The organism is Acinetobacter sp. 24-47-66 (assembly GCF_056779755.1).
On the sequence record NZ_JBWYIL010000012.1, the window covers coordinates 35,870 to 55,078 of the forward strand.

At 38.4% G+C, this 19,209-nt stretch carries 18 protein-coding genes and 1 pseudogene; 14 read left to right on the forward strand and 5 right to left on the reverse strand.

Going from position 1 to position 19,209, the window contains the following annotated elements; all coding sequences use genetic code 11:
- Nucleotides 1-7 precede the first annotated feature (7 nt).
- Nucleotides 8-868, reverse strand: a complete 861-nt coding sequence (locus AC1M84_RS11165; protein WP_481593630.1) for a 1-aminocyclopropane-1-carboxylate deaminase/D-cysteine desulfhydrase — start codon at nucleotides 866-868, stop codon at nucleotides 8-10.
- A 144-nt stretch (nucleotides 869-1,012) separates the two neighbouring features.
- Between AC1M84_RS11165 and AC1M84_RS11170 the strand changes: the two genes are divergently transcribed.
- The 3 genes from AC1M84_RS11170 to AC1M84_RS11180 all read left to right on the forward strand — a co-directional run bounded on the left by AC1M84_RS11170 (nucleotide 1,013) and on the right by AC1M84_RS11180 (nucleotide 3,271).
- Nucleotides 1,013-1,207 carry an NF038215 family lipoprotein gene (locus AC1M84_RS11170; protein ID WP_481594996.1) on the forward strand — a complete coding sequence of 65 codons (195 nt, stop codon included), beginning with the start codon at nucleotides 1,013-1,015 and terminating at the stop codon, nucleotides 1,205-1,207.
- Between the two features lie 188 nt (nucleotides 1,208-1,395).
- A complete protein-coding gene (locus AC1M84_RS11175; protein ID WP_481593628.1) occupies nucleotides 1,396-2,019 on the forward strand; it encodes a LysE family translocator in 624 nt (207 codons plus the stop codon).
- Between the two features lie 133 nt (nucleotides 2,020-2,152).
- A complete protein-coding gene (locus tag AC1M84_RS11180; protein ID WP_481593627.1) occupies nucleotides 2,153-3,271 on the forward strand; it encodes a DUF6670 family protein in 1,119 nt (372 codons plus the stop codon).
- A gap of 61 nt (nucleotides 3,272-3,332) precedes the next feature.
- Here the strand turns inward: AC1M84_RS11180 and AC1M84_RS11185 are convergent, their stop codons facing one another.
- The gene (locus tag AC1M84_RS11185; RefSeq protein ID WP_035267298.1) at nucleotides 3,333-3,689 is read right to left on the reverse strand and encodes a hypothetical protein; all 357 of its coding nucleotides are present in this window, start codon (nucleotides 3,687-3,689) and stop codon (nucleotides 3,333-3,335) included.
- Between the two features lie 75 nt (nucleotides 3,690-3,764).
- Complete coding sequence (locus AC1M84_RS11190) at nucleotides 3,765-4,736, reverse strand: MBL fold metallo-hydrolase (RefSeq protein WP_481593626.1); 972 nt, start codon at nucleotides 4,734-4,736, stop codon at nucleotides 3,765-3,767.
- 68 nt (nucleotides 4,737-4,804) lie between these two features.
- On the opposite strand from AC1M84_RS11190, the gene AC1M84_RS11195 reads away from it, so the two are divergent.
- A complete protein-coding gene (locus AC1M84_RS11195; protein ID WP_481593625.1) occupies nucleotides 4,805-5,836 on the forward strand; it encodes a hypothetical protein in 1,032 nt (343 codons plus the stop codon).
- 61 nt (nucleotides 5,837-5,897) lie between these two features.
- On the opposite strand, the gene metG is transcribed toward AC1M84_RS11195, so the two are convergent.
- Nucleotides 5,898-7,955 (reverse strand): methionine--tRNA ligase, encoded by a 2,058-nt coding sequence (gene metG / locus AC1M84_RS11200; RefSeq protein ID WP_481593624.1) that lies wholly within the window; start codon nucleotides 7,953-7,955, stop codon nucleotides 5,898-5,900.
- A 184-nt stretch (nucleotides 7,956-8,139) separates the two neighbouring features.
- Between metG and AC1M84_RS11205 the strand changes: the two genes are divergently transcribed.
- Together AC1M84_RS11205 and AC1M84_RS11210 are read left to right on the forward strand one after the other, a co-directional pair.
- The gene (locus AC1M84_RS11205; RefSeq protein WP_481594997.1) at nucleotides 8,140-8,946 is read left to right on the forward strand and encodes a hypothetical protein; all 807 of its coding nucleotides are present in this window, start codon (nucleotides 8,140-8,142) and stop codon (nucleotides 8,944-8,946) included.
- A 149-nt stretch (nucleotides 8,947-9,095) separates the two neighbouring features.
- Nucleotides 9,096-9,446 carry a hypothetical protein gene (locus AC1M84_RS11210; protein WP_092766966.1) on the forward strand — a complete coding sequence of 117 codons (351 nt, stop codon included), beginning with the start codon at nucleotides 9,096-9,098 and terminating at the stop codon, nucleotides 9,444-9,446.
- Between the two features lie 40 nt (nucleotides 9,447-9,486).
- On the opposite strand, the gene AC1M84_RS11215 is transcribed toward AC1M84_RS11210, so the two are convergent.
- Entirely contained in the window at nucleotides 9,487-9,756 is a 270-nt protein-coding gene (locus AC1M84_RS11215) for a hypothetical protein (protein WP_051586621.1), read from the reverse strand.
- Nucleotides 9,757-10,141: 385 nt separating this feature from the next.
- Between AC1M84_RS11215 and apbC the strand changes: the two genes are divergently transcribed.
- The 8 genes and pseudogenes from apbC to AC1M84_RS11255 all read left to right on the forward strand — a co-directional run bounded on the left by apbC (nucleotide 10,142) and on the right by AC1M84_RS11255 (nucleotide 19,184).
- Complete coding sequence (gene apbC, locus AC1M84_RS11220; protein WP_481594998.1) at nucleotides 10,142-11,425, forward strand: iron-sulfur cluster carrier protein ApbC; 1,284 nt, start codon at nucleotides 10,142-10,144, stop codon at nucleotides 11,423-11,425.
- Between the two features lie 143 nt (nucleotides 11,426-11,568).
- Nucleotides 11,569-11,724, forward strand: coding sequence for a hypothetical protein (locus tag AC1M84_RS11225; protein ID WP_481593621.1), 156 nt, complete (start codon nucleotides 11,569-11,571; stop codon nucleotides 11,722-11,724).
- Between the two features lie 272 nt (nucleotides 11,725-11,996).
- Nucleotides 11,997-12,590 carry a LysE family translocator gene (locus tag AC1M84_RS11230; protein ID WP_035269555.1) on the forward strand — a complete coding sequence of 198 codons (594 nt, stop codon included), beginning with the start codon at nucleotides 11,997-11,999 and terminating at the stop codon, nucleotides 12,588-12,590.
- Nucleotides 12,591-12,704: 114 nt separating this feature from the next.
- A complete protein-coding gene (gene dcd, locus AC1M84_RS11235) occupies nucleotides 12,705-13,274 on the forward strand; it encodes a dCTP deaminase (RefSeq protein WP_004694514.1) in 570 nt (189 codons plus the stop codon).
- Nucleotides 13,275-13,492: 218 nt separating this feature from the next.
- A pseudogene (locus AC1M84_RS11240) lies at nucleotides 13,493-14,902 on the forward strand (hypothetical protein); the annotation flags it as partial.
- Nucleotides 14,903-15,008: 106 nt separating this feature from the next.
- Entirely contained in the window at nucleotides 15,009-15,698 is a 690-nt protein-coding gene (locus AC1M84_RS11245) for a hypothetical protein (protein WP_179999378.1), read from the forward strand.
- Between the two features lie 25 nt (nucleotides 15,699-15,723).
- Nucleotides 15,724-18,192 carry a DUF6160 family protein gene (locus AC1M84_RS11250; protein WP_481594999.1) on the forward strand — a complete coding sequence of 823 codons (2,469 nt, stop codon included), beginning with the start codon at nucleotides 15,724-15,726 and terminating at the stop codon, nucleotides 18,190-18,192.
- Nucleotides 18,193-18,224: 32 nt separating this feature from the next.
- The gene (locus AC1M84_RS11255; RefSeq protein ID WP_481595000.1) at nucleotides 18,225-19,184 is read left to right on the forward strand and encodes a DUF6160 family protein; all 960 of its coding nucleotides are present in this window, start codon (nucleotides 18,225-18,227) and stop codon (nucleotides 19,182-19,184) included.
- The last annotated feature ends 25 nt before the right edge of the window (nucleotides 19,185-19,209 follow it).

Sequence of the window (19,209 nt, forward strand, 5' to 3'; positions counted from 1 at the left end):
AGATCAACTAAATCGTTCGACCTTGAAGCCCGCCCGAATGAATGACTAAAACTTTAGCGTTTTTGGGGAAATAGTTTTGTTGTATAAGATCATGAATGCCAAACATCATTTTTCCGGTATAGACTTGTTCAAGTGGAATACGGTATTCATATTCAAACTTTTCAATAAATTGAATCAGTTCAGGTCGGGTTTTGGCATAGCCTCCGAAGCAATAATCATCAGTGATATGCCAGTTGTTTTTACCCGTCAGTAGTTTTACTTCATCATTCAGAAAATTGCCTTTTAATGCAGAAAATCCAATAATTCTTTGACGGTTTAAACTGCGCTCAATCAATCCTGAAATCGTACCGCCTGTTCCGACAGCACAACAAATGAAGTCAAAGGTCTGATCAGCATCTTTTAAAATTTCTTGAGTGCCCTGAATGGCAAGCGAGTTGGTGCCACCTTCTGGAATTAAATAACTTTCAGGAAAGCGTTGCGCTAAGTGAGCTAAAAACTCAGGATCATTTTTGTGTCGATATGCTTCTCGTGAGATAAAATGCAGCGCCATACCAAAACGTTCTGCGGTGGCGAGGGTGTGATTGCGGGCTGAGTTTTTGAGTTCCTCACCACGAATGATCCCAATAGACTGAAAGCCAAATTGATGCGCAGCAAACGCTGTGGCGGCAATATGATTTGAATAAGCCCCACCAAAGGTCATTACATTTTGAAAGCCTTGACGTTTTGCCTCAATAAAATTGTATTTCAGTTTATAAAACTTATTTCCAGAGATATGTGGATGAATTTGGTCTAAACGGCGAACTGTGATGTTTAAACCATTTAAAGAAATTTCCTGATCTTGAACCTGTTGGGCAATCGTATCAAACATAGTGCGAGCATTTGGTTTTTTAAGAGTATAGCGGATTTCGAATCTTAGCTCTTACTCGGAGAAATTGAAAAACAGTGAAAAAATATGTTTAAAAAATAATCAGAAGTGCTAATCTGAAAGAAAACGGAATTTTGGGAGGGTGGCATGAAGCAATCTCTATCCATTTTATTATTGGGTTTGTTCGTTTTAACGACCTTAGGCTGTGAGCAGGATTTTCTAAACAAACCTAAAACAGAAGCTCGAAGTATGGTTATTGCTGGCGTACCTGTACAGGAAAGGGACTATCGTCTGTCTCCACATGAAACTGCATATAATGAAGCACTGTCAGATGATGATTAGCATGACTTGGATATTTTTTATAAAATCAATTGTATTTAATTTATACAGTAAATTAATTCGCTAAAAATAATGAAATAAATAGTGAATAATTTTAATATTTAAAAAAATCACTCAAATAATTAGGGAAATATTCATAAGGCTTCCAAGTAGAATAACGCGATAAATCAATCATCTACTATGGAATTAATGTGGAATCAATTTGGATTTTAGGTTCGATTGCAGCAGCACTTTTACTGGGCGCAATGAGTCCGGGGCCGACTTCAATCTATGTCGCTAAAAATTCAATCGCTATTTCGCGTAAACATGGTTTATTTACTGCACTGGGAACTGGTCTCGGTGCTGCGATTTTTGGTTTATTGGCAGTATTAGGCTTACAGGCATTCTTAGTTGCAGTGCCTTCAGCATATTTGGCTTTGAAAATCTGCGGTGGATTATATTTATTGTTTTTGGCTTATAAAATTATTAAACATGCCAAAGATCCAATCGAAGCTGATCATTCTGCATTGCATCCGATGAGTTTACGACGTGCATTTACCACAGGCTTAATTACTCAATTGTCGAATCCTAAAATTGCGATTGTACTTGCCAGTATTTTCACAGCTTTATTACCCAAAGAGATTCCGTTGTATTTTTACTTTGTGTTACCAATGCTGTGCTTTTTTATCGATGCTGGTTGGTGCTCGTTGGTGGCGGTTGCATTATCAGCGGAAAAACCGCGTGCGGTGTATTTAAAATTTAAGAAAGTATTTGATCGTGGTGCGGGCATTGTGATGTCTGTGCTCGGATTGAAGTTGATTTTTGGTGTGAAGTAGATCACATTTTTAATCTTGTCTAACAATTTTTATGATCTGACCTGAATTCACATTTGCCAGTCCTGATCAGCTATAAAGAACTGAGGAGAGGTTGTTTAGGGTGTAAACATCTCTCATTGTTTGTGAGTTTGTTATGTATTCTCTCCTCAGTAGTCATTCAAAAAATAAAAGTCTACAACAAAAGTTCTACTATCAATTGGGTCAAATGGCCAAAAACCTTTTGGGTGCAGTAGAGCCAGAAGAACAAGCACTTTTACCACGCGAATATAATTTAGACGCGCATGTTTTTCATCGTCAATTCGCGAGTACGCATTATGGAGTTATGATTCCAGATTTGCCTGAGCCTTTTCGATATCTGTCCTATGCTTCTGTCATTGGTGATGTTGGTGCGAAGATAACGCATTTACCCAAGTCGATTTCTGGTCTTAGTCCTGAAAATACCGCTACTTTGGTTCATGGAACAGCCTTATCGACAGATGAAGAAGCCTTTCGCATTTATAATATTCAAGACGAAATTGTATTCCATCAAAAGCCATTTAAGGTTGAGTTTGGTCGAGAATCTTTCCTTGCTGAAATTGAAGGGAGTTATCATCTAGTATCTGAACGTGATGATCTGCAAGTTGATATTTGGTTAACCCCGACGCCTGCCATTACGTGGTTTGCACATAGCATGTTATATCAGCACTTTAGTGTATTGATGCAATATGACGGTCATTTGACCCAACATGGAAAACGTGTTGAAGTTAAAGGGTTATGTACACTGGAACATTGGAAAGCAGTCTCAAGCTCAATGTTGCCGACTCCCAATAAACCGACCACAGGATTGGTGCCTTTAGACAGTTTTAGTTATCAAGTCATCAACATAGATGATGAGTCACAATTGGTCTTGGCCTATATCGGTTTTGCAGGTGAACCTACTTATACCGCGGTGTCTTATCGCCATATTGATGGTACTTCTATTCAATATGATGGTGAGGTTGCTTTTCAAGTGATCGCATTAAAGCCTGATCCGAAAATAACACCTGACGGTTTTGAAATGGAGGTGCCTCAGTCTTTCAGATGGATTGCACATCATCAAGGTGAGAAAGTGTTAGATATTCTTGCGGTGGCAGATACGGAATATTGTTATGGTTTAGCTGCAGGTTATGTGAGTTCTTATCAGTGGAGTGGTTTGCTGAATGGAACTGAACGTAAGGGGCGAGGTTATGTTGAATATATCGACCGAAGACAGAACGTAAATTTAGACACCTAATTTTTGATTTAAATATGCCCATAAAAAAGCCTCTAAACGTATTAGAGGCTTTTTTAAAATCTTATTTCTTACATTCAGGCTGTGAACGGTCAATTACTTGTGTACCTTCTACACGATAACCAATTTGACCAACAATGAATGCTTGATTCAATTGAGTGATCACCACATCAGAAAGAGCCACAGCGCAACGGTTTTTTTCAATAGCACGATCTACAGCAGTTTTAAAGTTTGGAACCCCTAAAGGGAACAAGACAACTGGGACCTTATCTTCACCTGTTACACGTTCACCTTTCACGAACTGATTAGAGTTGAGATTATAGTTTTTAGTTGAAGCAACTGTCATATCAGCCATACGAACTGAACAGCCTGTCGCCAATACTGAAGTTGCTGCGATAATTGAAATTAATAATTTTTTCATTAGTTTACCCCCGTTTTTAAGCGAGGGAACTTTAAATAAAAATACTTGAAATTTCAACCATTACGTGACTTTAGTTTAATCTTTAAAGTGAACTGGCACCCACTGATAGCTTTGTCCATCTTTGGAATAAATGTGCCCAAGCCCCGGGAATGGTAAATGTGGTGCTGCAATAAGCTGACCTTCTTTGGCATATTCAGCAAAATGTTTTAAACGTGTTTGGATTGCTGTTTGTGGATCGATATCGAACTCAATCGCGGTTTCAGGTTTGTCGAACTGCAAGGTATGTGAATGTACGATGTCACCAATAAACACCACTTCTTGTCCATCAGCTTTCAGTTTAAAACTGTAATGTCCTGGGGTATGACCAAAGGATGGTTTAAATTCGACATCGCCGAAGCGTAAAGATTTGTCTGAAAAGACTTTAATCTTTTTAGCTTTTTCATATGGCGCAAGTGCTGCTTTGATTTTTTCAACTGTTCCTAAAAAGCCTGCTTGCTTATCTTTTGGCAGTTTTTTTACGGTGTTTGGACTCAGCCAATAGTCATATTCGGTTTTTGAAATATGCAATATCGCATTTGGATAATTCGCCACGCCATTGTTTGAAATACCACAGACATGGTCAGGGTGTAAGTGGGTCAGGAAAATGCCATTCACTTGTGTAGGCTGATAACCTGATGCTTTGAGGTTGTTATAGATTGAGCCTAAATGTGTACCAAAGCAGCTTGCCGCACCGCTATCGACCATTAAAAGCTGATTGCCTGTATTAATCAAAAATGCATTGACTGAGGTTTGGATGCCTTTGTCATTGATCGCTGCGTATTTTTTAAGAATCTCAGTTTTTTCACTGTCATTTAAGCCTTTAAACATAGATGGATTGAGGTAGTTTGTTCCATCTAATAAAGCAGTGATCTGATGACCATAAAAGTCGTAATGATAATAGCCTGCCACTTGGGGTTTGGCTGCGGGTGATGATGCAGGAATCACTGCTTGTGTAAATGATGCTGTTAAAAGGCTTATTGTAAGGAGGATTGGTTTTAGATTTTTCATTCAGATCACCTATAAATTTAAAAATTAATAAAATATAATTTAATTAATTTTCTATTTCATAAAAAAATATGAATCAATTAAATATAGAACAGATTAGTAGCAATATACAGCGTATTAATGGTTATCTAGATACCAAAAGTAATACTGAAATTGGTGAAATTTTCAGTAAACATTATGAATATGACATACCTGTTAGCCATGAGGAGACTGGTAAAAGAATTAAAGAAAATTTTAAAATAATACAAGAAAAAGATGATTTTTTAAGAAAAAATATCAGCTCTCTAAGCGAGGACTCTAAGAATTTTTTTTTCTCTATGAGTTCAAATGCCACTCATAGATTAAATAATTGTTTCCGTAGTTTTGCTATTTATATTCCCGAGGAGTTTAAAGATTGGAAAAAAAGCGGAGGAGAAATTCCATATCTCTTTAAAATAGATCAAAACATATTATTTATATATAGTGATCTCATAAATTTAAGCAACTTGAGTACTATATCAATAGAACTTATTAATAAAAAAATATCTAATGTGCTAGAGCCAAAATTAAAAGATAATTACGAAAGAAGCGAAAATTTAATCCGAGATTTAGAACTATATAAAAATGAAGCCGCATCTAAAAAAACAAAATTTATTTATAGAGATAAATATGAAAAATATAAACGAACTGTAGAAGTTTATGAACTTTATATCATGATGCTAATTGTGTTATCTGTAATCTTAGTTATTTGTCAGCTATTTGCATACAAATTCTTTGATGATTTATCAGTCAGTAATGCTATTACTACTAAACTAACAATAATAGCTGTAATAGCTACTTTATTTACTTATTGTTTTAAACAAATTGGCTTTTATCGACAAATAGCAGAACAAGCACATCAAACTTATATGGAATTAGAGGCATTACCTGAGTATCTATTAAATCTTCCCGAAGATAAGCAAAATGAAATTAAAGCCGATTTAGCAAAAAAATATTTTGGACAGAGCATTGTAGATAACCCCAAGGGAAGTAACTCTTCATTTGAAGATCAAACTAAATTAAATACAGAAATTTTAAAATCCAACTCGGCTTTATTAGACGTAGTAAAAAAATTAGTACCATAAAATACTAATACATAAAAGCCCCTACATCAGTAGAGGCTTTTTTCTTATCTTAATCTAAAAATTAAGACACTTTATCACCCGGTTTAGCACCAGATTCAGGTGAAATCACCCAAACACCGTCGCCATTACCCGCAGCGAGTACCATACCGTTTGAAATACCAAAACGCATCTTACGTGGTGCAAGGTTTGCCACCATCACCACCAATTTGCCTTTTAAGTCTTCAGGCTTGTAGAACTCACGAATACCGCTAAACACATTACGTGGTTCAGCTTCACCAACATTTAAAGTCAGTTGTAAAAGCTTGTCTGAACCTTCAACCGTTGCGGCTTCAAGAACTTCCGCTACACGTAGGTCAACTTTCATAAAGTCTTCGATACCGATAATTTCAGCTTCACCCACTTTCGGCTCAGCTTTCTTCTCTTTGGCTTTCTCTTTTTTCTTCTCAGCTTTTGGTGCTTCAGCAGGGGCAGCTAAAGAATCTTTAGATGCATCCACCATGGCAGCAACCGCTTTCGGATCAACACGTTGCATCAATGGTTGGAACAATGCAATTTCATGTGCAACCAAGATTTGCTGACGCGATTCAAAGTTGAAGCTGTCAAGCTGTAAGAACGCTTGAACTTGTTCTGCCAATGTTGGCAATACAGGCGCAAGGTACACCGCCAATTGACGGAATAGGTTAATACCCACTGAACACACATCATGAACTTGTTGTTCTTCACCTTCAATCTTCGCTAAAGCCCAAGGCTTTTTCTCATCGATGTATTGGTTGGCTTTATCTGCAAGCGCCATGATTTCACGAATCGCAGTTGAGAACTCACGAGCTTCATAAGCCTGAGCAATTGAATCACCAGCATCAATAAAGCTTTGAACCAACTCAGGCTCTGCACAAGTCGCAGACAATTTATTGTCAAATTTCGTGTTAATGAATTTCGCACAACGACTTGCGATGTTCACCACTTTACCAACAAGGTCAGAATTCACTTTTTGAACGAAATCATCAAGGTTCAAGTCAGAATCTTCAACTTTGTCAGAAAGTTTAGACGCAAAGTAGTAACGTAAATATTCAGGGTTTAAATGCTCTAAATACGTTTCCGCTTTAATGAACGTACCACGAGATTTAGACATCTTCTGACCATTTACAGTCAAGAAACCGTTTACGAATAGGCTTGTCGGTGTACGGTAGTTGGCACCTTCAAGCATTGCAGGCCAGAACAATGCGTGGAAATACACGATGTCTTTACCAATGAAGTGATACACCTCATTTTGAGAATCTTTTTTCCAGTAATCATCAAAGCTTAAATCAGGACGTTTAGTTTTGATGTAATTTTCAAAGCTCGACATATAGCCGATTGGCGCATCGACCCAAACATAAAAATATTTGTTTGGTGCATCAGGAATTTCAAAACCAAAATATGGCGCATCACGAGAAATATCCCAATCCGACAAACCTGCTTCAAACCATTCATCTAATTTGTTGGCAATCGACACAGGTAAACGACCTTCGTCACGTGTCCATTTTTGTAGGTATTCACCAAAGTTCGGTAGTTTAAAGAAGTAGTGATCTGAAGATTTCTCAACAGGAGTCGCACCGCTTAAAGTCGATTTTGGATTTAACAATTCTGTTGCGTTATACGTTGTACCGCAAACTTCGCATGAGTCACCGTATTGATCTTCCGCTTTACATTTCGGGCAGGTGCCTTTAATAAAACGGTCAGACAAGAACATGCCTTTTTCAGGGTCAAACAATTGCGTTACAGGGCGCACCGCAATATTGCCTGCTTCACGGTTCTTAATATAAATCTCAGAAGCGCGAGCTTGGTTTTCAGCGCTGTTGGTTGAATCGTAATGATCGAAATCAACCTTGAAGCCGGCAAAGTCACGCTCATGTTCTTTTTGTACATTGGCAATTTGTTGTTCTGGAGTAATACCGTTGGCTTCAGCACGTAGCATAATTGCTGTGCCGTGAGCATCGTCCGCGCAGACATAAGTCACGTTATGACCCATTGCACGCATCGCACGTACCCAAATATCTGCTTGGATATAACCGAGTAAGTGACCCATATGGATCGGGCCATTGGCGTATGGAAGGGCGTTAGTGACTAAGATATTACGCACGGATCTGACTCTCTCATTCGTATTTTATGCAATGGGCGATAATTTTACATGAGATAGGCGAGACTTGCATAAGCCTTTTGATGAATTCTTATTTATTAACAAAGTTAGAGCACGCGGAAAGGCTACTTTGTTACAGACTTATCAGGGATAATAGACATCCTGCTATTCACCTGAGTGTTTGACCATGTATGACGATTTTGATGATTATGAAGATGAGCAACCTGTAAAACGCATCAAATCGAATGTGCAGGGCTTACCAACTCTGGGTAAGCAAATTCTTAATCAGGCACAGGATTATCTTGATCAAATCTCACAAGGCGAACATACACTTTTAGTCAATCATTTACGTGAACTTGCCCAGCAAGATGAATATTTTAATGTGCTTGCCGATCAGTTGGATCAACCTGTCGGTTCGAAAGTTGCCAATGATGCGTTAAATCTGATGCACTTTTGGCAACAAATTCATGCTTATGAAGATGTGCAAAGTTTTAACTTACTTGATGTTATTAACACTGAAGCTTTTCAAAAAGATGTGTTGACCGCTTTCGATGCTATGCAGATCGATGAGCAGAATAAAGCCTTGCGTCGTTCTGTGATTATCGAAGCTTTTAAAATGTATAAACTCGGCTGTTATGCAGGTTGTGTACCATTACTTTATGCCCAACTTGAAGGTTTACTGACAGATGTGCTGATTCAACAAGCATTCTTAAAGCAAAATGTCACCAAGTTAGTCGATGTTTATAAAATTGTACCGGGTTTGAAAGGCAATGAAATTAAGAGCCTTTGGCATAAATCTAAGATTGCCATTGAGCTTAATCCATACTTTGCAGAACTCGCGGCTTATAAAATGGATTCAAGCTCGAATGTAACCGCGACACGTCATAACATTTTGCATGGCACGGATGTCGAGCATTTCACACAAGCACGAAGCTTTATTTTATTTATTTGGTTGTTTTCTGCATTGAACTTTATGTCGAGTATTCGCTCCTAAATTCATCATTTTCAACTCAAAAAGTTACAGCGTAGTGTTGTTCTACATCATCATGTGAGAAATTGTAGTGATTCGAAACATTTACGATGAGCACTGCAAATCTTCGATATAACTAAGATTCACTATCAAAGCGATAAAGAGGATTGAAGATGTCGAATAATAAAATTGATGACTTAAAAAACAAAGCTTCAGAACTCGGTGATGATCTGAAATTGAAGGCGAAGGAAGCTGAGCTGAAAGGCGAGAAAGCATTGGATCAAGTGAAGCATGGTGCAGCAGAAGCCAAGCTTGAAGGTGAAAAAAAACTGAATGATCTTAAACATGACACGCAGCAAAATTCTTCTGAAGCGCATTCAACTTTAGATGATTTAAAACATAAAGCGGTAGATTTGAAAGAGCAAGCAGCAGATAAATTACATGACCTGAAAGATCAAGCGAGTGAAAAATTTGCGGATCTTAAAGCAAAAGCATCAGAAAAAATTGATCAACTGAAAAAGTAAATTGATCACAAAAAAGCTCATCATCAGATGAGCTTTTTTTTTAATTTTTTCTAATCCATTCGATTTTTCTAATTTCATTATTCACCACAGTAAAGGTGTAAATCAGATCATGAAATTCGTAGGTATAGCTATAAGCCGTAAAACGATTTTTTCCTTCTTTCCATTCATAATGTTGTGTTGAAGTCGGCGTCTGCTTCATGTGTGAGCTTAATTTTGCATAAGAGTCACCTAAGCTGATGATTTGTCCTGAAGGAGTACGAAAACTTCGGGATTCATTGGCGGCATAGCCTAAAATTGGTAGAAGGAGCATTGTGCTCATTAGGGCAGTTATTGAGCGTGTTTTTAATTTAAGTTTCAGATTTATTTGTTTTAAAGACATATCGTAGCGTTATCTTGGTTTTATATTCTTTTCAATTTTAATGTTAAAAATTCGCTATTGTGTTGGTATTTGTTGAAAGCATGAATCACTTGCAACATGAATCAAGGCGTTTAACAGTGAAATCAAGTTTATAGCCTGTATCAATGACATCAATCGAGATACGCCAATAAAAATAATAAAAAAGCTGACTAATTTAGTTGGAATTCGACTAACATATTTCTATTCAAACGGGGATCAATATATTGTTGCTTAACCTTGTTGATATTTCTCGTTAAACTATTTCTTTATCAGTTTCTGTCCAGACTTGGAGTACGGTATGTCGTGGCTTTCTTCACTCAAATCTGTTTTTTCACCCTCAAAGGAGGTGAATGAAGAGGCTGTACAACACGTATTACAACACTACGTTTTGCCGAATTCTGACAATTTTTTGAAAGATCGAATCACACAGGTCAATGTTGAAGGTGATGTACTTCAAATTACCATTAATACCGTGCCAAGTGAAAAAGATCAGTTACAGCAAATTCACGATGAACTGGCTGATGCTTTGGAAAAGTGTGGGATTAAAGAGCTGAATATGCATGTCATTCAGCAGAAAACTGGAAGTCATGCTCAACAACAAGGTGGCTGTGGGCACAACCATGCAGCAGGTGAAAGCTGTTCAAGTAAAAAAGCTGAGGCCCCAAAATCTAATCTGCCTCCTGTTGTAGATGCATCTGCAAGCCAGGATGCGGTAAAACAAGCGAATGCGAATTACCAACCTCAACAAGAAGAAGCACCGATTCAAAAAGCTGCACCACAGCAACGTGATGTACCTAAGCATCCACGTATCCAGAACGTGATTTTAGTTTCGTCAGGTAAGGGTGGTGTAGGCAAATCAACCACTACGGTCAATTTAGCTTTGGCATTACAAAAGCTCGGGCTGAAAGTAGGTGTATTGGATGCAGATATCTATGGTCCAAGTATCCCAACGATGCTTGGTAATGCCGGTAAAACCCCAATGATCGAGGCAGAACATTTTGTACCGTTGGATGCTTTTGGTATGGCGGTGTTGTCGATTGGTCATCTGACAGGAGATCACAATACTCCTGTGGCTTGGCGTGGTCCAAAAGCAACAGGCGCATTGATGCAACTGTTCAACCAAACCCTTTGGCCTGATCTTGATGTATTAATGATCGACATGCCACCAGGAACAGGGGATATTCAATTAACTCTGGCACAACGTATTCCAGTGACTGGTGCAGTGATCGTGACGACACCGCAAAACGTGGCACTGATGGATGCGACCAAAGGTATTGAATTGTTTAACCGTGTTCAAATTCCTGTGATGGGCGTGGTGGAAAATATGTCGACACATATTTGTTCAAACTGTGGCCATGAAGAGCAAATCTTTGGTACTGGTGGTGGCGATAAGTTATCGGAACAATACGATATTCCATTACTTGGACGTTTACCATTGAATGTGAAAATCCGAGAGCATGCCGATGAAGGTAAACCATCTGTATTGATTGGTGGCGATGCAGCAGAAAGTTATATTGAAATTGCACAGAAGATTGCAGCTGCATTGCCTAAAGCTGAAAAAGATAAAAGTCGGATTTTCTAAGTATTTGAAAAGACTCAATGTTAAACCTGTCTAAGTCTGACTTAGGCAGGTTTTTTTGTTGACCGTTCGTCGTTTTAGGATTATTTACTCTAATTTTTCTACCTAAAATATTTTGTGAAATTTCACGTTATATGGGTATAGAAATGCGTTCAATCACTGCAATGAAGATGGTTATGATTTCTCTCATTCTGTCAACGACAGCTTCTGCTGCCATCATTCCTTATGTTGATTATCCTGAAGAATTCCAAAAGAAATCTTTAAATATTCTGGTTCAAGAAGCTGAACAACAGTCAAATTAATGCTTGAACTCAGCATCACAGCGTGAATGGACTGTGATGCTGAATTTCATCGATGAAGAACGTGCTATAAGCATTTTTGCAAGAGTACATCATGTTTTTCGTTTCGATTACATTGTGTGACTTCAGAGTTATAATTTAAATGACAAACTAACCTGATGAAAAATATTACAAAAAAAATTGTGTTTCATTCTTGAGAAATTTTCACACAAATAATATTTTGCCAATTGAAATAATCTTGATTAATCTGAGCGCATTATCAGCGAGGTCATCCTATGATTTCATGGCTCTTTATTGCGTTGGTTACCACGATTTTATTCACACCCGGACCAACCAATACTTTACTTGCATCTTCAGGCATACAGGTAGGTATTAAAAAGTCATTTCGCTTAATACCCGCGGAAGCATTAGGCTATCTTATTGCCATCACTGCATGGGGATTTTTAATTGGTCGTGTCACCACTCATTTGCCAATTTTGCCAGTGATATTAAAATTATTTAGTTCATTCTATATTATCTATCTGGCCATCAAATTATGGCGCACTGCCAACGTAGAACATCAGTTGAATCAGCCCACCATCAAAGCTTCTGAATTATTCTGTGCAACTTTACTCAATCCTAAAGCTTTGCTTTTTGCCTCGGCTATTTTCCCTGCAATTGTTTGGGTGAGTGTAGATTATTATATTGCGCACATGTTGATGTTTATTTTATTGATCCTACCCATCGCTTTTATTTGGACACTCATTGGGTCGCTGTTAGCCAATAATAAAATTAAATGGTTAAACCAGTCCAATATGCAAAAAACAGCATCCTTAGTCCTGATGAGTTTCTCAATTCCAATGAGTTATTCGGCATTGTTAAGTCTTTAAGATGATTCACCGCAGCAGACTGAACAGGAATACAAATCGTGGGTTATTTCCATTGACGGGGTTTTCAGTTAAAGTACAGCGCAGTAATTGAATATGTATTCTGGGAATAAATAAATGGCTATTAAGTCTGATCGTTGGATTCGCGAAATGAGCGAAAAACACGGCATGATTGAACCGTATGCAGAAAACCAAGTTCGTTTAGACGAAAATGGTCAAAAACTCATTTCATATGGCGTTTCAAGCTATGGTTATGATGTTCGTTGTGCGCGTGAGTTCAAAGTGTTCACAAACGTTCACTCTGCTATTGTTGACCCAAAAAATTTCGATGATAAAAGTTTTATAGATATCGAAGCTGACGTGTGTATTATTCCACCTAACTCATTTGCACTTGCTCGTACAGTAGAATACTTCCGTATCCCACGTAATGTTTTGACGGTGTGTTTAGGTAAATCAACCTATGCACGTTGCGGTATTATTGTAAACGTGACGCCACTTGAGCCAGAGTGGGAAGGTCATGTGACCTTGGAATTTTCAAATACAACCAATTTACCTGCACGTATTTATGCTGGTGAAGGTGTTGCTCAAATGTTGTTTTTTGAGTCTGATGAAGTGTGCGAAACATCTTATAAAGATCGTGGTGGAAAATATCAAGGTCAAACAGGTGTAACTTTACCTAAAACATAAGTATTGAATTGTAAGACTTCATGCAAAAAGCAAACTCAATGAGTTTGCTTTTTTTATAAGTATTTGAAAAATTGAATTTATTCATTTATCGGAAAAAATGCCAACCCAATCGCAATTTTTTGCAAATTCCACTTCATTTATATACTATAAACTGTGATGTAATCTTAATATTAAAAGAGAAGCATGGAATTCTTCTCTGAACAATTAAAAATATAAATATGGTGCAAGGCATCGTATACGGGAAGGTCGAGATGGCACTTAATTATACGAACATATTTAATCAGACTTTACTTGCAAGTTTAATGACGCTTACTACGGTTTCGCTCTACGCATTGCAGCCTCTTTCGGATGAAAATTTAAGTGCGACGACTGGTGAGGGTGTCGCCATGATTCCTCAAGATGCTTATTTTGTTTTTCAAGGGGAAAATTCAACTGCGGCAGATTTAATGAATCGCCAAAAAGATACTGGATATATTCATCTCATTCCAGTGGGGCCTTTAACGGATGCGGCATTGGATACCAATAAAAATGGAACAGTAGGGTCAGAAGATCATTCCGTGGGTAAGGCTGATTTGTTCGTGTATGGTCTCGCATTATCTAAATCTGATAATAATCACAATACGCGCTTAGCTGCGACAGATAAAGATGCACGTATAGGATCATGGGGAACAGCAACCAATCCATGGCTACTTCGAGTCGGTACTGAAAATCAGGTTCCAAATTTTGATTTAAATAAAACATGTATAAGTAATGATCCTAGCTGTCAGGTTCCATTCTTGACGCTTGAAGCTCCATTAATGGACACAGTTCGTCCTACGGATGCAGCCAATGGTCTTGATGCTTACAGATTGAAGATGGCCATGTGGGCGGATGCTTTTGTGCTTGATCCTTCTCGTAAAGAAGGGGATCCACTACTTTACCAATTGGGTGAAAAAGCAGGAACGAGTAATGCGGATCGTGCTAATCGACTTCGTTTACAGGCCATTTGGAATAATTTTTCCATTAATGGAAGTAATATAAAAATCTTTCAAACTTTAAATGGTGCAAGTAACCAAGCAGGCATGAGTGCATTTTATAACAACACCTTGGGTGTTGCTGGACTTGTGCGTTTGAACTCAGGGGATGGTCAAAATCTGACGACGGGGAATAAAACAGCCAATATTCTTAGACTGAGTACGCGTGAAACATCAGACACTCCTAATTTACAAACCCCTGCCATCAACAATACTCTGGCACCAGTATTTGATGCCAATGAGGGTATCTTTATTCAGAATTTGAATGCCAATATCGTATTGGGTTCACTCTATCAGCCTTTGATTCTAGGCTCTGATGGTAAAAACTTTAGTTTGGAACTCACGCGTATTCCAAATAAACCTGAAATTTATAAAAAAATATACACAGATTATAGCAATCCAAACTCGACAGAATATGCGGGCTCAACCTGTAACTTTTATAAATGTGGTAACAATGGTTTGAATGGCTATCAAGGGACGAATGCAACACATAGCAGTATCACTATTGGAAGTACTTCTTATAACGCTGAGAATAATACTTTAAGTGCTTATAAAGGATCAGATGCAGTAGGTATAAGTTTTGGTGCAGTCAATCCAATTCCCCAAACGCCTAATGCTGCATTGCCACCGTCAAATTTTAAAAATATGGGTTCTGCGGTCATTGATGGTGTTCTTATTCAGCATATGAAAATCACCACAAAAGGATTATAGGAGAGCATTCATGAAAAATTCATTAGTCGCTGTCCTATTCAGTGTTATAGCATCAATGACTTATGCACTTGAGCCCATGTCAGATGAAGCTTTAAAAAATGTTGAAGGACAAGCTGGAGCTGATCTCTCATTAAAACTTTCTTTAAACCAAAAGTTAGTGACTGAGAATAATGTTCAACGTTATGTGTTTGATGATGCACTGTGTAAGGATGTGGAATATTGTCGTCTCGCGCTTGCTGTCAATAATCGCTATATCAAAGATGGTCAAGCAAGTAGTACAGATGGTTTTAAATTATGGCTTGTTTTTAAAGGGATTCAGGGCACTCTAAATATTCAAAAGATTGGCTTGGATGGTGTAGATCTCAGCTATAAAAATGATTCTGGTACTGATCAGCTTAAAGCAGCGATGCAACTGAGCTTTGATGCATCTAAGCCAATTCAAATTCGTAATTTTGGTTTTGATGCTTTGGCTTTTGGTCAGGATAAATTTACCAGTAATGCCACCACTGAGGGTGTAGGAACAAGTCCTGCTGACTATGGTTACCTGCAAGTGACACGTTATGATTCATCTAATGCTCCTCGTTCTGCATATGACCATGGGCGAGAAACTGGTTTTATGGGTTTAAAAATGAATGGTAATTTAGCTGTTCAGGGTAAAGTCATGATGTTTGGTTGTGACGGCAGTCACCAGCGTTGTTGAAATTTAAGATGCATAAGGAAATGTGATGAACAATAAAAAATATAATCACAGCTCATTGCTGGTTATGAATGCATTAAGCCTGAGTATCTTGCTTGCAAGTGGTCATGCTATGGCTTTAGAAGTGATGCATGACGAAGCTTTGCGAAATGTAAATGGTCAAGATGGTGTTCATATCTCGACAACATTGACTGAAGCCAACATGGATCAGGTCTATTGGCAAGATCAAGCAGGTCGTGGCAGTAGTGGAGCAACCAATAATACATTGCAGGCAACAGCAGATAATGTCTTTATTCGAAAAAGTAATGTATCTAATCAAACACTAGGGGCAGACATTAAAATTAACGCTGGAAGCAATGCGAACCAAGCAGGGTTAGACTTCAATGCCAGTGTGACACCTGCTTTAGTGACCATGAATAATCTCAGAATTTGTGATAATGAGAGCTCAAGCCGTTGTAGTTTTTCAATGGGTCAATTGGCTTTACAAACCACTTCCAATACTGATTTATCGCTTAGAACGATTCACGGCTTATTCAGCAAAGAGAACCTTAGCGAAATCGCACTAGGGATTAAAAATGCCAATATCTATTTAGGGCAGACTGATGCACGAAATCAACTCAACCAACTTGTTTTAAACAACTTCAACTTCAACTTCAAAGCACGTGGTGCTATTTTTGTGGATGAGGTTGAGGGATTGAGAATGCAGTCGAACACACGTACAGGTTCGACAGATAACATTGCAGGTATGAGTAGTACGCCTAATGATAATTTGGGTTATGTGGATTTAAACCGTGTTGCAAATTCGGCTTCAAAAAAAGCAGGATTTATTAACACAGGAACCTATGGCAATGGTAAGTCAGGTGCAGAGGGTGAAACAACAAACTCGGGTCTAAATATCGAAGTGATGTTGAATAAGAACGTGAGTTCAAATGACCCATATGCTTTAAATAGCAATACAAATAATCCTCAAGGAGCTAAAGGACTCATCCGTGTAGGTGCCAGCGGGCGAATGGTCAATTCATCGTTGCAATTTCGTGGTACAAAAGGCAATGAAAGTGTTCTAGGAAATGCCAATAGTCCAACGGCTTCATCCAGTAATAGTGTAATTGGTGATTCTGGAATCGGGTTCCGTATGAAAGCTGACTTTACCAAAGACAATGATTCAATGCTCGGAAGTGATGGACAAGCAACGACTTTAGAAATTGGTGGGGCAGGTCTAAATGCATATGGTTTTGAGTTTAGTAACTTAACAGGGTTAAGACCAAATACTCGAGCATCTTTTGACAGTGGTAATGTGTATCTCAATTTAGCCGATACAAAAACACTGCGCTTACCTGAAAACGAAGTGTTCCAAAAAAGTCGTTTTGGTAATGGAAGTTATTTAACCTTAGCAACTGATTATCAGCACCAAATTCATAATGCAGTAACAGGTGATAATCCATACAGCTTGATTGCTGCGATTCGTGGTGCTGAATTTCAGTCTATTTCCCGCCGTGGACGTTTTACCAATAGTGCAGGAACACCAGCAGCTAACTTGTTTGCGAATACAAATGTTAAAAATGAGTGGGGCTTGGCACTGCCTTTTTATAATCTGAATGCCAATCTTGCTCTATATGGAACATCAGTTCGTGCAGATCAAGCTTTTTATTACACTTTAGCAGGCTCCGATGTTGTTAAAAACATGATTGCTACAGCGGGTAATACCTCAAGAATTGGTTTGTCTTTTGCAATGAGTACCTCTGGGGTAGACCGAGCTAATGGTCAAGCGCTAGGTAATAAAACCACGTCAATTTTAGTGGTTGATGGAGGTAAGGTAGGCAGTGGAGATACGGCAACATCAACAGATTACTATATGGGTTTACGTAATATTGATCTGTACGCGAAGGGTACAGGAAATATGGGCGTAGAAAATGGTAGTGTAAATGTCAGCTTGCGCGATATGTTGATTGTTTTATCAACAGAAGTTGCTGCGGGTTATCTGCCAGGTACCATTTATAAAACCTGTAAATTAAATAGTGGAGCAGCAGGATGTGCTACGCGAAGTTCATCTCCAGACAACAATTTTGCTTTAGCTGATGATGTGATGTTTGTCGTTAAATCACGTCTTGGTGGTGATGTTGATTTTTCTTTAATTCCGAATAATGCTGCTGAAGATGGTCAGAACTTAACTTTTGTAGGTGAATTAGAATTGAAAGGTGACAATAACACCTTCCAAATTACCGATCCTCATAATGGTTCAACACTTGGTTTAGACCGTTTGACAGGTAAAATTGCATTTAATAATGCATTGGTTGTTAGTAAAGATCAAAATGGTGCGGGACAATTTGGTGTGAATGCTGCCTTGATGTTCAATCCTCAAAAGACAACTTCGGGTGTTTTTAGAGCAAGAGACATCAACTTCTATCCTCCAACTGTAGGTGCTGGCGCTCGTTTAGGCGAATTGGCTATTACTGGCGGTCGCTTGAATAGTGAATTGCGCATTACACCTCGAAATTAATAAGTAAATATGAAAAGTTGAGGGATAGACTCATGAATATGATAAAAACAAAACGATTCAGTTTACTTATTTTGACCACTGCGGTGGGATTCCCGTGTTTTGCTATGCAACCATTAGATGATCAGTCTCTTTCATCTACTACTGGTCAAGATGGGATCAGCATTGGTATTGGAATGGATAAGATCGAGTTCACACAGGCTGCGATCATTGATCAAGACGGAATTAAAGATCCAATATTAGGAAAAAATTATTCACAAGCTGCTGGCTTAGTGGTCGCAGGTCCAACTGGTAATCCAATTCAGGTTCAATTTTTAGGTCATACGCTTGGTTCGTCTACTATCAATGCAAAAATTGATACAGACGGAGGCAATGGCACGCCATTTGCCAATATAGGTATCACTTTTGCGGAGCAAATTACGGGGTTTAAATTGAGTCCATTCGCACTCTATATCGCAAGCAGTAATCAGGTGTCTAGTGCTACACAAACTAAATCGATTTATAATGATCTAAAGCAATTGGTGCCCGGTGTCGCTAAAATTTTAGAAATAGGCAGTGCTGATAGAAACTTTGAAATTACATTAAATCAATCCCAACGTCCTCAGATCAATGTTCAATTAGGAAATGTGCCTCAAGGCTACATGGTCCAGTTTGGAGGCGCAATTCAATCAATCTGTGGCACAGGCTCAGGCTGTCCTATTGCATTCGTATCTGGTAATTCTTCTGCAAAATTCGATTTTCAGGCTAAAGCTACTGATCAAAACAATGGTTTTTCATTATCTGGTTTCCATGCAGGTGTTGCACCTTCAGGTATTTACATCGGAAATACAGGACAATCTAGTAAAATGAATGTTGGTCTCAACAAGGTGATGTTGGGACGTGAGGGGGCGAGTAGTCCGACGGTCTTTAATGGTTTAGCGAATGGCTCAATGGGGAGCTTTGGGGCTATTGGTACATCTGTGAAAGATTTGAAAGTGAATATCAACGGTCTATAAAAAATCCCGCGAATAGCGGGATTTT

Bases quoted from the DNA above. Each gene is read 5' to 3' on its own strand.
- AC1M84_RS11185 (WP_035267298.1), bottom strand. From the start codon at position 3,689: ATGAAAAAATTATTAATTTCAATTATCGCAGCAACTTCAGTATTGGCG.
- AC1M84_RS11170 (WP_481594996.1), top strand. From the start codon at position 1,013: ATGAAGCAATCTCTATCCATTTTATTATTGGGTTTGTTCGTTTTAACG.
- AC1M84_RS11245 (WP_179999378.1), top strand. From the start codon at position 15,009: ATGAAAAATTCATTAGTCGCTGTCCTATTCAGTGTTATAGCATCAATG.
- AC1M84_RS11165 (WP_481593630.1), bottom strand. From the start codon at position 868: ATGTTTGATACGATTGCCCAACAGGTTCAAGATCAGGAAATTTCTTTA.
- AC1M84_RS11205 (WP_481594997.1), top strand. From the start codon at position 8,140: ATGTATGACGATTTTGATGATTATGAAGATGAGCAACCTGTAAAACGC.
- AC1M84_RS11190 (WP_481593626.1), bottom strand. From the start codon at position 4,736: ATGAAAAATCTAAAACCAATCCTCCTTACAATAAGCCTTTTAACAGCA.
- dcd (WP_004694514.1), top strand. From the start codon at position 12,705: ATGGCTATTAAGTCTGATCGTTGGATTCGCGAAATGAGCGAAAAACAC.
- AC1M84_RS11210 (WP_092766966.1), top strand. From the start codon at position 9,096: ATGTCGAATAATAAAATTGATGACTTAAAAAACAAAGCTTCAGAACTC.
- AC1M84_RS11230 (WP_035269555.1), top strand. From the start codon at position 11,997: ATGATTTCATGGCTCTTTATTGCGTTGGTTACCACGATTTTATTCACA.
- AC1M84_RS11225 (WP_481593621.1), top strand. From the start codon at position 11,569: ATGCGTTCAATCACTGCAATGAAGATGGTTATGATTTCTCTCATTCTG.
- AC1M84_RS11195 (WP_481593625.1), top strand. From the start codon at position 4,805: ATGAATCAATTAAATATAGAACAGATTAGTAGCAATATACAGCGTATT.
- AC1M84_RS11255 (WP_481595000.1), top strand. From the start codon at position 18,225: ATGAATATGATAAAAACAAAACGATTCAGTTTACTTATTTTGACCACT.
- AC1M84_RS11180 (WP_481593627.1), top strand. From the start codon at position 2,153: ATGTATTCTCTCCTCAGTAGTCATTCAAAAAATAAAAGTCTACAACAA.
- AC1M84_RS11215 (WP_051586621.1), bottom strand. From the start codon at position 9,756: ATGCTCCTTCTACCAATTTTAGGCTATGCCGCCAATGAATCCCGAAGT.
- apbC (WP_481594998.1), top strand. From the start codon at position 10,142: ATGTCGTGGCTTTCTTCACTCAAATCTGTTTTTTCACCCTCAAAGGAG.
- AC1M84_RS11250 (WP_481594999.1), top strand. From the start codon at position 15,724: ATGAACAATAAAAAATATAATCACAGCTCATTGCTGGTTATGAATGCA.